A 15,080-nucleotide genomic window follows, 5' to 3' on the forward strand; every position below is an offset into this window, starting at 1 on the left:
CGCGAGGGGTTGACGGGCAGCCTGCGTACTCAGGCCACGACGACGGGGGTGAAGTCCTGCATCCAGCTCTGGGCGGGGGTGAAGCCGGACACGTTCTTGGCGAGCGCGCGTGGATTCAGGTCATGGACGATGTAGAGCCAGGGGCTTTCGTCGACCAGGATTTCATGGGCCTGGGCCAGCAGTTTGTCGACCTCCGCGTCATCGAAGGTCTCGCGTACCTTGTCCATCAGGGCGTCGTACTGCGGGTTGCTCCACTGGCCCCAGTTCTGTTCGCGCGGCGTGGCGGCAGCACTGTGGAAATAGCGGCGCCAGACGCTGGGGTCGGACCACATCAGGCTGATGTTCATGGCATGGCAGCCCATGCCCGCGGTGCTGTCGGGCTTCTGGCGGAAGGCGACGAGCATCGTGCCCCATTCCACGGTTTCGAAGCTGACCTTGACGCCTATCTTGGCAAGCGTCTGCTGCAGCAGTTCGTTCATGGGGATGGGGACCATCTGCCCGGAACCGCTGGTCGAGATCATGACCTTGAACGACAAGGGCTTGGAAGCGTCGTAGCCGGCTTCCTTGAGCAGTGCCTTAGCTTTTTCGGGATCGTAGCCGTACTTGGCATTCGGCTTGCCGAATTGCGCGTCCGTGTCCACGACGAAGCCCTTGGCGGGCAGGGCGGTGTCGTTGAGCATGGACACCAGCGCGGCGCGATCGATCGCCCAGTTCATGGCCTGGCGCACGCGCTTGTCAGCGAAGGGCGAGCCAGGCTGGACGCTGAACACCCAGGGCCAGATATGCGGATAGATCTTGGTGGAAATCTGGAAGCCCGCGCTTTTCAGGCTGGGTATCGTGTCAGGGGGAGGCACTTCGATCCAGTCGACCTGGCCCGAGCGCAAGGCGGCCAGGCGGGTGGTGGCTTCCGACATGGGGAACAGCGACAGCTTGCTCACCTTCGGTATGCGGGCCGTATCCCAGTAATCCTTGTTGGCGGCCAGCTCGACGCTGACGCGCGGGCTGATGCGGGTGATCTTGAACGGGCCCGAGCCCGCGGGCTTGGCCGCGAAGGCGCTCCAGCTCTTGACCTCTTCGTAGCGCGCCTTGCTGACCATGGGCACCCAGACGATCTGGTAGAGGAAATAAGACGTGGGCGAATCCGTGATCAGCTGCACCGTCATGTCGTCGACTTTCTTCCACGCCTTGACGGTTGGAACGCGCGCACGGGCAATGGCGGACGCGGCCTGATCGAAGTGAGCAGCCTTGTCGTCGTAGATGCGCGCGAAATTCCACACGATGGCATCGGCATCGACCGGTGAGCCGTCGTGGAATTTGACTCCCTTGCGCAGCTTGAATGTCCAGACGTTCTTGTCGTTGGCATCGATGGACCAGCTTTCCGCCAGGGCGGGACGGATGCCGGCCCGCTTGTCGCTCGCATTGCGCAGGTCCCAGTCAACCAGGGGCTCGAAGACGGGATAACCCAGGAACCGCATGCCTTCGGAACCGTTATTGGGTACGCCCGTGGTGGTCGGGATGTCCGCGCTGGTCATGGCGATGCGCAGATGACCTGTCGCGGCAAACACTTCTTCGGGAAGACCCGAGAGAAAGGCCGTGCTTGCAATGACTGTGCTGGTTGATGTCAAGAAGGTCCGTCTATCCATGCTTGTCGCAATCCTCTATAGGCACGCTGCTAAAAGACAAAGGAGATTTGGGCACTGCGTTCTTGCTTGTCCCTGATGAGGCAAGCAACATGTGTGCCAAATATTCCTTTGTGCGTGATCAGCGTTTCATGCGGGCTGGCGCCGCCCTATGGAGCGTTGACGTATGACGATGGCTGGATGGACGGGCTGAACGTCGAACGATCCGCGGCAGGCACGCGAGGCCACACCAATGTTGTGCGCTCGCGTGTCCCTGCTTTGGTGCGGCTCGTTGTCAGGCGCGCAATTGGTCCATGCTGATGTCCCGCGTGAGCAGGCTGCGGTGGACCAGCGCATGGATGCCCTTGTTGCCATCGACCAATTGCGTCACGCGCAGGTCGCAGGCAAGGCTGCAGAAGGTGTAGGCATCCTGTTCGGACCAGCCCTGGGTCTTGGACAGCAGGGCGATCATCTTGCGCAAGGCGATCTTGGCGGCGTCATCCAGGTCTTCGTTGAAAGCCATCGTGATGATGTGCGTGTCGGTCTGCCCGAGGGGCAGCTCCAGCGGCACCTGCTTGTGAAGGATGAACTGAAAGGTGCCGGTCAGCGAAGTCTCCAGCGCGGTCAGGCAGACCTCGCCGTCTCCCTGCACGGCGTGTCCATCGCCTGTGGAGAAGAGGGCCAGGGGCGTTTGCACGGGGAAGAAAGTGGACGAACCCACGCCCAACTCTTTATTGTCCATATTGCCGCCGTATTCGCGCGGCTCGATCGAGCTGACGGGGCCGTACTCCGGGCGCGGCGCCACGCCCATGACGCCGAAGAACGGCGCCAGGGGAATCGACGGGCCGAACGCGGTATTGGCGGTCATGCGTTCCCGGTCGATGGGGATGGCGACGATGCGGCGATTGGGAAAGTCTTCCGGCAAGGTGCCGCGCAAGGGCAGTTGTGAATTCCAGCCCCAGGGATAGCGCAGCTTGATGTCCAGCACACGGACCTCCAGCACGTCACCGGGCTCGGCGCCGCGTATGCCCACGGGTCCGGTCAGGATGTGGCCGGCGAACATGGGCTTGCACTGTTCATGGATAAGGCGATGCTCGGGCAGCAGCTCGACACCCAGCTCGTTCAGGTAGCCGGGACCGCCGCTCACCGTATCGATGGTGACGGTTTCACCGGAGTCGATGATGATGGAGGGCTTGAGCGCCGCGCTCAAGTAACCCCAGTGGATGGTCTCGGGAGAAGCAGGCAGGTGATGTGCGGGCATGGTCGAATCGACTCAAGAGGGACGGGGGGCCCTATCATGATCTCGACTCGGCCTTTCTTGATATGGGGCCTATCCCTAGGAGCCCGTTGCTTCAATCGTGCTTGCGCGCGCCCGCCAGGTACTCACGCGCATGCATCAGGAACGCGCTTTCCGACGCGCTCAGCTCGCCCTGTTCGGGCCAGCAGAGATAGCTTTCCATATGGGCCACACCTTCATAGGGCGGCAGCTGGAACAACAGTCCCGCCGCGACATCGTCCTTGACTGAATGCTCCGGCAGGCAACCTATGCCCAGTCCGCTGCGCACCATGCGTTGCACTTCATCGAGTGTCGCGCTGACCCCGATGGTCTTGCCGCGCAAGGCATGCGCATGGCGGAAGCGCGCGATCGGCGCCAGCGAACCATTCAGTTGCTCGCTGCTGAAGGACACCACCGGTTCGTCGCGCAGGACATCGACAGGCAGATTGTTCTTGCCGAACAGCCGGTGGCTGCGGCCACAGTAAAAGGAATAGGACTGGCGGCTGAACGTCTGGCGTTGCAGGCCGGGCACGGGCGCGGACATCAGGCAGATACCCAGGCCGGTAAGCCGATGCAGCAACGCGCGATGGATCTCCGCGCTGGTGGTGACCTCCAGATCGAAGCTGACTCTTGGGTAGCGCGCATGGAAACTCTCCAGCACCTCGTCGAAACCCGGCGAGGGGACCCGGCTGACCATCAGCAGATGGATGTGGCCGGACAGCTCCTGCTGCACGTCCCTCAGTGACGCGCTTAGCAGCGCCAGACCGCCGGCAATCTTGGTCGCCTCGCGGTAGACCGCGGCGCCCGCCTCCGTGACCTCGAATTCGCCGCCGCCCCGGGTGACCAGGCGTTGTTCCAAGGTTTCCTCCAGCCGCTTCAGCGCCAGGCTGACGGCTGGTTGCGTCAGGTGCAGGCGTTCGGCCGCGCGCGTGATGCCGCGCTCTTCCACGATCACCATGAAGGTGCGCAAGAGGTTCCAGTCGAGCCGGTCAGCCAGGATTTGGGGGCGCGCCATACATAAATTTAAAAAATGTGGAGGATAAAGATTATAAATTTGTTTTTTGTCATCCCCGGTGATTTGATAGCGCCCTGACGCCCGCCCCATAACGCGGGCCGCAGCCAAGGGAAAGCATGGATAACGGGATTCGAAACCACACCGGCGCCAAGCCGGCCGCCAAACGCCAATCGGGGCGCGCCGCGCTGGGTGCCTTCGTGGGCACGGCGATCGAGTGGTACGACTTTTTCATATACGCCACGGCATCGGCCCTGGTGTTCGGCCACGTGTTTTTCCCGACAGCGTCGGATTTCGTCGGTACCCTGGCGTCGTTCGCCACCTTCGCCATCGGCTTCTTCGCGCGGCCCCTGGGCGGCGCGATCTTCGGCCACCTGGGCGACAAGGTGGGACGCAAGAAGTCGCTGGTGATCACGCTGCTGATGATGGGGGCCTGCACCTTGTTGATCGGCATCCTGCCTGGTTACGACCAATGGGGTGTCTTCGCGCCCATCTGCCTGGTGGTCTTGCGCATCATTCAGGGCATCGCGGTGGGTGGCGAGTGGGGCGGCGCCGTGCTGATCGCCGGCGAACACGCGCCGCGTGGCTGGCGCACGTTTTTCGCGTCCTTCGCGCAGATGGGCAGCCCCGCCGGCGCCATCATGTCCGTGCTCGCGTTCCGTTACGTCGCGGGCATGGAGCAAAGCCAGTTCCTCGACTGGGGCTGGCGCATTCCCTTCCTGGCCAGCGCGGTGCTGCTGGTGATTGGCTTCTGCATCCGCCTGGGCGTGCCGGAATCGCCGGAATTCGAGGCGATGCAGGCCGAGCAGGCCAAGGCCAAGAATCAGCGCCCGCCCATCGCGCAGCTGTTCCAGCATGCCAAGAAGCCTCTGGTGGCGGCCATCCTCGCCAACGCGATCACCGTGGCCAGCTTCTACTTCACCAATACCTTCATGATCGCGTACGCGACGAAATACCTGTCGCTGTCGAAGACGCTGATCCTGGATGGCCTGTTCGTCACCGCCATCGTGCAGCTGATCTGGAACCCGCTGGCAGCCTTGCTGGCGCAGAAAGTCGGCACCTTGCGCTTCCTGGTTCTGGCGGGCCTGGGGGCCATGGCAGCGCCCTTCATCATGTTCACGCTGGTCGGCACGGGCGAGACCGCCTGGATCGCCACCGGCCTGTCCATGAATGCGATCTTCGCCGGCGGTTTCTATGCGGTAATCGCCGGCTACATGAGCGAAGCGTTTCCGGCCCAGTACCGTTACTCCGGCATTTCGCTGGCCTACCAGATCGGCGGCGCGGTGTTCGGCGGCGCCACGCCCTTCCTCGGCACCATCCTGGCCGACAAGTTCGTGGGGCAATGGTGGCCGATGGCGGTCTTCTATGCAGCGCTGGCCCTGTTGAGCGTGGCCGGCGTGCTGATGCTCAACAGCCTGGCGCGCAAGTACTGATCATTCGGAGTTTTACATGTCGTCTTCCGTCAATGCCGCCGTGGGTGTGCCCGACCTTGCCGCCATTCAACAGGCCGTGCGTGCCGTCGAACCCTATCTGCTCGACACCCTGAGCGCATTCGTGGGCTGCCCCAGTCTTTCGGGACAGGAGGGGCAGGCGGCGGCTTTCTTCGAGTCCGCGCTGGCGGACCTGGGGCTGACGTCGCAGCGCATCTATCTCGATTCGGCGTCCTTGAGCGACTACCCCTTGTTCTCGACGCCGTGCTGTCCCGATGGCGGCCGCTACAACGTATTGGCGCGGCATGAGCCGCGCGCTGGCCAGGGACGCTCCGTGTTGTTCAACGGTCACCTGGACGTGGTGCCGACCGGGCCCGCCGACATGTGGACCCGTCCGCCGTTCGAGGCTTACGTCCAGGACGGCTGGTTGTACGGACGGGGCGCGGGCGATATGAAGGGGGGCCTGGTCTGCGCCCTGGCGGCATTCAAGGCCTTGCGCACGCTGGGCCTGCAACCGGCCGGCGCCGTGGGTTTCAATGCCGTGCTGGAAGAAGAATGCACGGGCAACGGCACGCTGGCGACGGTCTCGGCGCTCAAGCGCGCCATCGGCCAGGCCGAACTGACCGCGTTCGACGCCGTGGTGATCCCCGAGCCGGTGTCGGAATCCTTGCTGACGGCCGAGCTGGGTGTCTATTGGATGTACGTCGACATCGCGGGCCGGCCCGCGCACGCCGGCTATATGACCACGGGCAAGAACCCCATCGAGGCGGCGCAAGAGGTCGTGGCCGGGTTGAAGAAGCTGGAAGCCGAGTGGAATCTGCCGGAGAACCGTCCGCCGGAATATCGCGACAGCAAGCACCCCATCAATTTCAACCTGGGCCAGATCCACGCGGGCGAGTGGAACTCGTCCGTGCCCTGCTCGGCGCGGCTGGGGCTGCGCATCGGGCTCTATCCCACCCTGGACGTGGACGGCGTGATCAGGCAGGTCGAAGACAATATGCGCGCCACGCTGGCAGCCCTGGGCGGCGGCCTGGCGATGACAGTGCATTACGAAGGCTTCAAGTCGCCTGGCTGTGTGTACGACCTGGACAGTCCCGCCATGCAGGCGCTGGCGGACGCGCACCAAGCCGTCGTGGGCGAGCCGCCCCGGCGCATCGCCCATCCGGCCGTGACCGATGGCCGTTATTTCCGCCTGATGACCGACATGCCCGTGACCTGCTACGGTCCCGTGGCGCGCGACATCCATGGCATCGACGAAAGCGTGTCGATCGCCAGCATGCTGACCGTCACCGCGACGATGGTGCAGTACCTCGTGCAGTGGTGCGGGGTGGAGCCTTACGCGGGTGCTTGATCGCTACGCCCTGAACTGCATGCTCGACGGCATTCTCGACGGCGGCGCCTGGCGGGGCCGCCAGGCGCGCGTCCACGATATCCAGGAAGCGTGCCAGGCAGGGATTGCGGTTGGCCGATGACCACACCAACATCTGCTCGGTCATCGGCGCATCGGCCAAGGTGACGAAGGCCACGCCGCTCAGATTGGCCTTGCGCATCGATGCGGGCACCAGCGCCACGCCCATGCCTTCGTCGACCAGGCTCAACACGGTTTGCTGCAGCTGGACTTCGAAACGGACTTCCGGCGTGAAGCCGCCCTGAAGACGGCAGTGGTCGACGATGGTCGCATGCAGCGTCGGCGCCACTTCCGCGGCGGCCATCACGAAGGGTTCGCCGGCCAGCGCCGCGATCTTGATCTGACGGGCCCGGGCGCGCGGATGCCGGTTCGACAGCGCCACGCAGAGCGGTTCCCGCAATAGCGTCCTGGCCGTCAGGCGGCTGTCGTCGAATCCGGGAAACATGATCGCGGCATCGATCTGGCTGGTAAGGACGCGTTCGCCAAGGTCGTTCGATATCACTTCGCGCAGGCGTAGCGACACATCCGGCAGCGTGGTCCTGATCGCACGCGCGTAGCCAGGCACCACGCTGTAGGCGGCGCACATGGTGAAGCCCAGGGCCAGGGTGCCGGTCTCGCCGGAGGCGGCCGACCGCGCATTGTGGGTGGCCTGGTCCAACGAGGCCAGTATGGCCCGCGCATCGATGTAAAAACGTTCCCCCGCTGCCGTGAGCGTCACGCTGCGCGGCGACCGTTCGAGCAGCCGGACACCCAGGTCGGCCTCCAGCGCGGCAAGCTGGCGGCTGAGCGGCGGCTGCGACAGGTGCAGCCGTTCTGCCGCCTTGCCGAAGTGGCGGGTTTCGGCCAAGGTGACGAAATAGCGCAGCGGCTTGATGTCCATGACGATACGGAAAAGGTATTGTTGGCCGGGAAATAAAGCATTGGATTATATCGAGACCGACCGCTAAGGTCGTGGCCCATCCCTCCTTGATTCGCCACGTGTACCTTGATGTCGTCCATCCTTGAAATCCTGCTTCCCATCTTCGGCTTGATCCTCGCGGGCTTTGTCTGCCGCCGGCGAGGCGTACTGGGTCCCCAGGCCGCCTCGGAGCTGAATCGCTTCGTCGTGTGGCTGGCCTTGCCCGCGCTTCTGTTCGACACGATGGCACGTGCCAGCTGGCAGCAGCTGGACCAGCCGGCTTTCATCGCGACGTTTTCCATTACCTGCGCGGTGGCCTTCATCCTGATTCTGGTGGTCCGGCTCGTGGGCGGGCTGCATCTTGCCGACGCCAGCATCGATGCCATCGCGGCGGCCTATCCGAACACGGGCTACATCGGCTTCCCGCTGTGCCTGATTGCATTCGGCCCGGCCAGCATGGCGCCGACGACCATCGCCACCATCCTGGTGGTCTGCGTGCTGTTCGCCGTGGCCATCATCCTCATCGAGTCGGGCCTGCAAACAGAACGTGCCCCGCACAAGCTGGGATGGAAGGTGGCGAAGTCGCTGGCGAAGAATCCATTGTTGGTGGCGCCTGTCGTGGGCGTGCTCTTCGCCGCGGCGCGGTGGCAGATCCCCGCCGGCGCGGAAACGTTCCTCAAGTTGTTATCGAATGCGGCCAGTCCTTGCGCGCTGGTCAGCCTGGGGCTGTTTCTGGCGGAGAAGCGGCCGGGTGGGGCGGACGCGCCGCGCAGCGCGCTATTGCTGAGCGCCATCAAGCTGATCGTGCAACCCGCCGTCGCCTGGTTGCTGGCCGCGCGGGTGTTCGCGCTGCCGCCGAATCTGGTCGGTGTCGCCATCATCCTGGCGGCGCTGCCGACCGGAACGGGGCCCTTCATGCTGGCCGAGTTTTACCGACGCGAGGCCGCCGTCGCTTCACGGACTATCCTCTTCACGACAATCGGGTCGCTGGTCACCTTGAGTTTTTTGCTCGCGTATTTCCGCTGAAACGCCCGCGAAATCGCGCTCTTCACTATTGATTCCGATGCGTTTCAAGGATTCTCACGCGTCCCGGGTATGCGGTTTGCCTACTACCATCGCCCACCGTCGAATGTATGACGGGCTGCGGCTTGTTTCCTCTCACTAACACACCATTAAGTTCGGAATTAATCGCCGGGTTCTTGCGTTTTGGTTAATTAAAATCAACTTTCGCTCCTCATTACATTCGTAAACAAAATACGGTATTCGCGATGTTGCGATTTCTGTATCGAGTGTAATTTTCCTAGGCAAAACCCTTACGCCTCTCGGCTAATCCCGATTCATCTCAACAGCAAAAGAAAACTTTCGAAAGAAATGACTGTTTGAGTTGCGTAATGATTCCTCCGCCGAGCAATCGGTGTCGATCGGGTTCCAGTCAATCCCGAGTTATTTGTAAACATTCTTTAGTGATACGCGTTCGCTCAGGCGAGACACATCGTCTCGTCAGTGTTTCGTTTCGCCTTGAGCGTCGATCCCCAGTGTCCGCGACACGTGAGAAAGAGAGAGGTACCCCCGTGGTAAAGAGAATCGCAGTGTGTGGCCTAGGTTACGTAGGCCTCCCCGTCGCCGTGGCGTTTGCCAAGCGCTTTGACGTTATCGGCTTCGATGTTGATCAGCGCCGTATCGCGCGCCTCAAGGAAGGGGATGACTGGACCGGAGAGATCGAGCGTGAACAACTGCTCGAATCGACGTTACGGTTCACGGACAAACTTTCGGAACTGGAGGGCTGCGATTTCTTCGTAGTCGCCGTGCCGACCCCCGTGGACGAGAAGAACAATCCGGACTTCTCCCTGCTGGTGAAAGCCAGCCAATCCATCGGCCCCGTACTTCGTCCTGGTTGCATCGTCGTCTTTGAATCCACCGTTCACCCGGGCGCGACCGAAGAAATCTGCGGACCGGAGCTGGAGAAGGCTTCCGGCCTGCGCTGCGGCGTGGATTTCAAGCTGGGCTACAGCCCCGAGCGCATCAACCCCGGTGACAAGGATCATCCCCTGGAGAAGATCGTCAAGATCGTTTCCGGCCAGGATGCGGAAACCCTTGAAACCATCGCCGGCGTGTACGAGAAGATCATCGACGCCGGTGTCCACCGCGCATCGTCGATCAAGGTGGCGGAAGCCGCCAAGGTGCTCGAGAACACCCAGCGCGACATCAACATCGCGTTGATGAACGAGATGTCCAAGATCTGCGATCTGGTCGGCATCCGTACGTCGGAAGTGTTGGCCGCCGCGGGCACCAAGTGGAACTTCCTGCCCTTTTCGCCCGGCCTGGTCGGCGGGCACTGCATCGGCGTCGATCCTTACTACCTGACGTCGAAGGCGCAGGAGCTGGGCTATCACCCCGAAGTCATCCTGTCGGGCCGCCGCATCAACGACGGCATGGCCAGCCATGTCGCGTCGCGGGTGGTGCAGACCCTGGCCAAGAACGGCCGCCTCAATGCCGAAACCAAGGTCGGCATCCTGGGGATGACGTTCAAGGAAAACGTGCCCGACATCCGCAATTCCAAGGTGGTCGATCTCTACAACGCCCTCGGTGACTACGGTATCTCGCCGGTGGCTTGCGACCCCATGGTGGACAAGGCCCAGATGGAGCACGAATACGGCATCAAGCTGGTCGACCGTGCCCATTTCAACGACATGGACGTGCTGATTCTGGCCGTTCCCCATCGTGAAACCATGGACTCGATCTGGGAAGACATGCCCGATCTGGTCAAGAGTGGCGGCATGGTGTGCGACTTGAAGTCGGTGCTGGACAGCAGCCGCCTTCAGTCTGACGTCTTGTACTGGACGCTCTAAACCAGCGGCCTGGCCGTCGATCTAACACTTTCAGGAGACCATGAATGGTTGCTTTTACGACCGCTCCAATTGGAACTTGCCGAATCCATACCCCCTTGCGGGGCGCAGTAGGGCGCTACCCGATCAAGCTGCAACTGGGTCGCAACTACGGGTTCGTGCATACCAGCACGGAGGCGCTGCAACAGGCGCGCTTCATGTTCGGCAAGGGCGATATTCCCGTCGCCGTTCAACGGCTGGTGTTCCGGCCATCGAACGGCGAGCAAGCGCGTCGCGGGACGCACAAGCCGGCCGACCTGTACATCGTCGAACTGTCTTCGCGCAAGCTGCTGACGATCGACGGCCATCCCATCCAATCGAATTACATGGGTCGCTACTTCAGCGAGTTCTTCGCTGACCGCAACCGCACCCGTACCTTCTGGTCCATGGCCGTCGCCGACAAGCTGGCGGAACGGCGCGCCTGGCTGGACCAGGACCCCGTATTCAAGACCCTGCCCGTGGACGACAAGGAATTGCTGGCCCGCATCGTCAAGCGCGATCTCACGGACGAAGAGATCGAAAGCGAGATGCGCCAGATCGTAGAGCTGCTGGGCAAGGACAAAGTGGTCTTCGTGACTCACGTCAATGCAGTGACGCCGGACAACACGACGATCGAGCAGCGCGAGCAGCTGATCGCGGCCGTGACCGCGGCGGCTCAGCGCATCGGCGTGCCGTGCTACGACCCCACGCCCCTGATGAACAAGCTGGGCCAGGCCGACGCGCTGGAAGACGGCGGGCTGGACCTGACGCACTACTCGGAAGCCTTCTCCGAGCGTCTGTGCGCCGACTGGTACAAGAATTACATGCGCCCGAAGATGAGCGCATCGACGCCGCAGTCGTCGGCGCCCAAGCTGACTCCCGACGAGAGCGCCGACCGCATCGAAAAGATCTGGGACGCGGGCAATCTGCGCGACGCCTCGCGCCGCGTGCGCGACGTGCTGCGCCGTTATCCCGCGCTACCCGACCATGTGTTGCTGATGGCGCGCATCCAGGAAGAGCTGGGCGACTATGAAGGTTCGCTGGCCTTGCTGGGCCCCGCTGACGGCGCGCTGGCGACCGGCAGCAAGGCCGAGCAGATCCTGATGCGCAATCACTTCAAGCTCGGCCATCACGACCTGGCCTACTCGTTGGCCGCCGGCCTGCTGGGCGATGAAATCGAAACCCCGGAAATCATCCGCATCGCGGCCATCTCCGGCGCCCAGCTGGGCAATGGCGATGAATCGATGGGCAAGTGGAAGCAGCTGTTCCGCATCGCCGCGCCCACCGATCCCTGGGCGGCTGAAGCCGCCGACACCGTGCTCGGCATGCTGCAAGCCAGCGGCGACATGGAAGGCGTCAACCGCTGGGTGAATGAAGTGCGTGAAACGTTGCCGTCGCACGGCCGCAGCTTCACGATGCTGTGGCGCGAAAAGCTGCTGGCCGGTGACCGTGCCGGTCTGCGGGCCCTGGCCGCCGAGTCGCCCACGCTTTCGGAAAAGGAAGCGCTGGAACTGGTCAAGGAAGCGTCCTGGCGCGGCAGCGTCATGGCGGCTTGCGCCCTGGCCGTCTCATGCGGCCTGGACAAGAGCAGCAACGAAGAAATCACCGGCTGGCTGCAAGGCCAGTCCAAGGCCTGGGCCGAAGAAGGTGCCCGCGCTCTGGAAGAAGGGCGCCTGCGCGACGCCGCGGACATGATCTGCGGGCATCGCCTGCTGGCCCCCGGCACCTTGACCAGCGTGCGCGCCCAACGGGCGTTCGAGCGTGCGCTGCGCCTGGGCGTGCGTGCCGCCCTGCTGGCCGGCAACCACAAGGAAGTGATCGAGCTGACGGACCTCGCGCTGGATACCCAGATCGAGTTCCCGGAACTCGATGCCATGCGTGGCCGTGCCGCCGATGCCCTGGGCGACAAGAAGACCGCCATGCATCACCTTGAGCAAGCGGCGGCCGATGACTCCGCCCAGCTCAGCACGCAGCTGTATTTCGCCCGGGTGGCGTTCAACGGCGGCTGGTTCGGTGAAGCCATCGATGCCTATAACGCCGTGCTCGCCCACCCGTCCGCCGATCAGGCCGCGAAGGACGAAGCGCAGCGCCAGTTGGGCAGGCTTGGACCGCGTGCGATCCGTGCGTCGCGGGAGATCCTGGCCGAGGGCGATCAGAAGGCCGCCTGGAAGCTGCTGGACCGCATCGCGCAGTCCTGGCCCGACATGACCGAAGTCCCCCACGAGAAGCGCCGCATTCTGGGGACCTTGTATGCCGAGGCCCGCGCGTTGGAGCCGTCCAGCACCACCGAGCGCCTGGCCCTGGGCGAGCGCATCCTGGAACTGGTTCCCGACGATGGCATCGGCCTGCGTCTGGCGGCCGTGGGGGCGATGCGCCTGCACCGCTTCGAACAGGCCTTGCCGTACTGGCAGCTGCTCAAGGACCGCGCCGAGGATCCCAAGCAGTTCGAGCACCAGGTCAAGCGTTGCCAGGTCTGGATTGAGAAAATCAACCGGAGGAAAGCCGCATGATCTCCCCTCTGGCTGCCGAACAAGAGAACGAGATATCCGATCTCGCATCGGTTCATGCTCAGTTGGAGGAGATCGTCGCGGCATCCCCGCGGGTACAGCTGGCGCAGGGCAACCTGCCGCGCGCCATCGTGCTGGCCCGCGACCACATGGCGGATTCGAAAGTCCGCTACCTGCTGCTCCGTTTGAAGGAGTCGGCGGGGGTCAACGAGGGGATGTCCGAGCAGTGGGCGGAGCTGTTGCGTGAGTGCCCGGACGATCTCCAGATCGTCCGGTACTGCGCCACGCGCCTCGTCAAGGAAAGGCACGTCGACGAAGCGCTTGCGCTGATCGAACGGCATGTGCCGGAAATGAGCGGCAACCGGGATATGTTGTTCGCCCGTGCCAAGCTGCTCAATGACATCCGCGCGTACGAGCAATCGGATGACCTGTTCCGCCGGCTGGTGGCGCAACGGGAAGACCGCAACGTACGCATCGAGTTCGCCAAGCGCCTGCGCAAGCGGGGCTTGCTGGCGGAAGCGTACTCGGTCATCGAGCCGGTCATGGCGGCGCTCGCCCCAGGCAGCAAGGCGGCGGAGCTGGCCAGCGCCCTGGCCAGCGACTTCGCCTTCTACCAGGATTTCGAGTCCAGGGACGAACTCGCCGGGCAGGACATCAGGATCGTATCGATGAAGCATGCGATCCTGCATTTCCGCAATCGCAGGATCGCCGAGCGGCCGCCGGAGCGGCCCGTCTCGATCGCGCTTGTCACCGGCAGCCTTGGGCCGGGTGGCGCCGAGCGTCAGCTGACGCGGCTGGCTGGCGAACTGACACGCCTGGCCGGCTCCGACGATTCGGCCTTGCCGACGCCGACCAGCCAGAAGCCGGGCGACGTTGCCGTGCTGGTGAAGCAGCATACCGAACCGTCTGGAACGGGCAAGAAGCAGGGCTTGAATTTCTTCCTGCCCGTGCTGCTCAACGCCCAGATTCCGGTGACGGAAATCAATGGCTTGCCGCCGATTTCCATTTCGCATCAGGCGGTGGCGGATCCGGGCCTGACCCGTCTGCTGGAACAATTGCCGCCGCCGGTTCACTACGGCGTGACCCGCCTTACGCCGCACCTGCGGGCCAATGCGTTCGACGTCGTCAGCCTGTGGCAGGACGGCACGTGCCTGTTCGGCGCGTTGGCGGCGCTGCTGGCCGGCGTGCCGACCATCCACCTGGTGTTCCGCGGCTTGCCGCCGAATATACGCAAGGACCGCTTCCGCGAGGAATATCCGGTGCTGTACCAGGCGCTGGCCCGGGTTCCCGGTGTGTACTTCGCGAGCAACAGCCTTGCGGCCGCCCAGGCCTATTCGCAATGGTTGGGTATTCCGCTGGATCGCTTCCATATTCTTTACAACGGCGTGCCGGAATTGACCACGGGTTCCTCGGAAGAGGATGAAAGAAAGTGGACGCAGTTCGAGGCCAATACCGCCGATGCCACCGAGACCATAGGCGGCGTGTTCCGCCTGGAGCCGGACAAGCGCCCGCAGCTGTGGATAAAGCTTGCCGCCCAGTACCTCAAGGATCGACCGCAGGCGCGCTTCGTCATCGTGGGTGATGGCCGCCTGAACGACAACATCGTGGCGCTGGCGGATGAATTAAAGGTGTCGGAACGACTCTTGCTGGTGGGCCTGTCCAATCACGTCGGTTATTGGTATTCGCGGATGGATACCAGCGTGCTGTTATCCAGGTTCGAAGGCTTGCCCAATGTGTTGATCGAAGCCCAGTTGCTGGGCGTGCCGGTGGTGTCGACGCCAGCCGGTGGCGCGGGTGAGTGCTTCGTGCAGAACGTGACGGGGCATCTGATTGACGATCTGGATCACCCGAACCTGACCGAGGCTTGCGGCAAGATCGCGTCCATGGTGGACAAAGTGCGTGGCAATGATGTGTTGAGGGAACATTGCCGGTCGAGGGCGCGGGAGCTGTTTTCGCTCAGCGCCATGTTGGAGAAATTTCTCAGCCTGTGTGTGCCTTTCATGCGCACGCCGGAAAACGATGAACGCATCGATCTCGGGCCGATGCGTCTGATGGAGGCTTGATTG

Annotated in this window: 10 protein-coding genes; 6 read left to right on the forward strand and 4 right to left on the reverse strand. The window is 63.2% G+C overall.

The window, feature by feature from the left end; all coding sequences use genetic code 11:
- Nucleotides 1-29: 29 nt before the first annotated feature.
- The 3 genes from ASB57_RS29195 to ASB57_RS29205 form a co-directional block, all read right to left on the reverse strand.
- A complete protein-coding gene (locus tag ASB57_RS29195; RefSeq protein WP_197424891.1) occupies nt 30-1,625 on the reverse strand; it encodes an ABC transporter substrate-binding protein in 1,596 nt (531 codons plus the stop codon).
- A gap of 289 nt (nt 1,626-1,914) precedes the next feature.
- Nucleotides 1,915-2,880 (reverse strand): acetamidase/formamidase family protein, encoded by a 966-nt coding sequence (locus ASB57_RS29200; RefSeq protein WP_057655541.1) that lies wholly within the window; start codon nt 2,878-2,880, stop codon nt 1,915-1,917.
- Between the two features lie 91 nt (nt 2,881-2,971).
- Entirely contained in the window at nt 2,972-3,910 is a 939-nt protein-coding gene (locus ASB57_RS29205) for a LysR family transcriptional regulator (RefSeq protein WP_057655543.1), read from the reverse strand.
- Nucleotides 3,911-4,026: 116 nt separating this feature from the next.
- Here ASB57_RS29205 and ASB57_RS29210 point away from each other — a divergent pair, with 116 nt between their 5' ends.
- Complete coding sequence (locus ASB57_RS29210; RefSeq protein ID WP_057655546.1) at nt 4,027-5,340, forward strand: MFS transporter; 1,314 nt, start codon at nt 4,027-4,029, stop codon at nt 5,338-5,340.
- A gap of 16 nt (nt 5,341-5,356) precedes the next feature.
- A complete protein-coding gene (locus tag ASB57_RS29215; RefSeq protein WP_057655547.1) occupies nt 5,357-6,688 on the forward strand; it encodes an ArgE/DapE family deacylase in 1,332 nt (443 codons plus the stop codon).
- On the opposite strand, the gene ASB57_RS29220 is transcribed toward ASB57_RS29215, so the two are convergent.
- Entirely contained in the window at nt 6,624-7,625 is a 1,002-nt protein-coding gene (locus ASB57_RS29220; RefSeq protein WP_082621920.1) for a LysR family transcriptional regulator, read from the reverse strand. The two genes, ASB57_RS29215 and ASB57_RS29220, sit on opposite strands and share 65 nt — an antisense overlap.
- A 108-nt stretch (nt 7,626-7,733) precedes the next feature.
- Between ASB57_RS29220 and ASB57_RS29225 the strand changes: the two genes are divergently transcribed.
- From ASB57_RS29225 to ASB57_RS29240, 4 genes are all read left to right on the forward strand, one after another.
- Nucleotides 7,734-8,669, forward strand: coding sequence for an AEC family transporter (locus ASB57_RS29225; protein WP_057655549.1), 936 nt, complete (start codon nt 7,734-7,736; stop codon nt 8,667-8,669).
- Between the two features lie 563 nt (nt 8,670-9,232).
- Complete coding sequence (locus tag ASB57_RS29230) at nt 9,233-10,492, forward strand: nucleotide sugar dehydrogenase (RefSeq protein ID WP_082621921.1); 1,260 nt, start codon at nt 9,233-9,235, stop codon at nt 10,490-10,492.
- A 44-nt stretch (nt 10,493-10,536) separates the two neighbouring features.
- Complete coding sequence (locus ASB57_RS29235; protein WP_057655553.1) at nt 10,537-13,017, forward strand: hypothetical protein; 2,481 nt, start codon at nt 10,537-10,539, stop codon at nt 13,015-13,017.
- Nucleotides 13,014-15,077, forward strand: coding sequence for a glycosyltransferase (locus ASB57_RS29240; protein WP_057655554.1), 2,064 nt, complete (start codon nt 13,014-13,016; stop codon nt 15,075-15,077). The genes ASB57_RS29235 and ASB57_RS29240 overlap by 4 nt, the downstream gene beginning before the upstream one ends.
- Nucleotides 15,078-15,080: the final 3 nt, after the last annotated feature.

Source organism: Bordetella sp. N (assembly GCF_001433395.1).
GTDB lineage: Bacteria > Pseudomonadota > Gammaproteobacteria > Burkholderiales > Burkholderiaceae_B > Bordetella_C.

Excerpts from the sequence above, each read along its gene's own strand:
- ASB57_RS29200 (WP_057655541.1), bottom strand. The coding sequence starts at position 2,880 with ATGCCCGCACATCACCTGCCTGCTTCTCCCGAGACCATCCACTGGGGT.
- ASB57_RS29205 (WP_057655543.1), bottom strand. The coding sequence starts at position 3,910 with ATGGCGCGCCCCCAAATCCTGGCTGACCGGCTCGACTGGAACCTCTTG.
- ASB57_RS29210 (WP_057655546.1), top strand. The coding sequence starts at position 4,027 with ATGGATAACGGGATTCGAAACCACACCGGCGCCAAGCCGGCCGCCAAA.
- ASB57_RS29215 (WP_057655547.1), top strand. The coding sequence starts at position 5,357 with ATGTCGTCTTCCGTCAATGCCGCCGTGGGTGTGCCCGACCTTGCCGCC.
- ASB57_RS29220 (WP_082621920.1), bottom strand. The coding sequence starts at position 7,625 with ATGGACATCAAGCCGCTGCGCTATTTCGTCACCTTGGCCGAAACCCGC.
- ASB57_RS29225 (WP_057655549.1), top strand. The coding sequence starts at position 7,734 with ATGTCGTCCATCCTTGAAATCCTGCTTCCCATCTTCGGCTTGATCCTC.
- ASB57_RS29235 (WP_057655553.1), top strand. The coding sequence starts at position 10,537 with ATGGTTGCTTTTACGACCGCTCCAATTGGAACTTGCCGAATCCATACC.
- ASB57_RS29240 (WP_057655554.1), top strand. The coding sequence starts at position 13,014 with ATGATCTCCCCTCTGGCTGCCGAACAAGAGAACGAGATATCCGATCTC.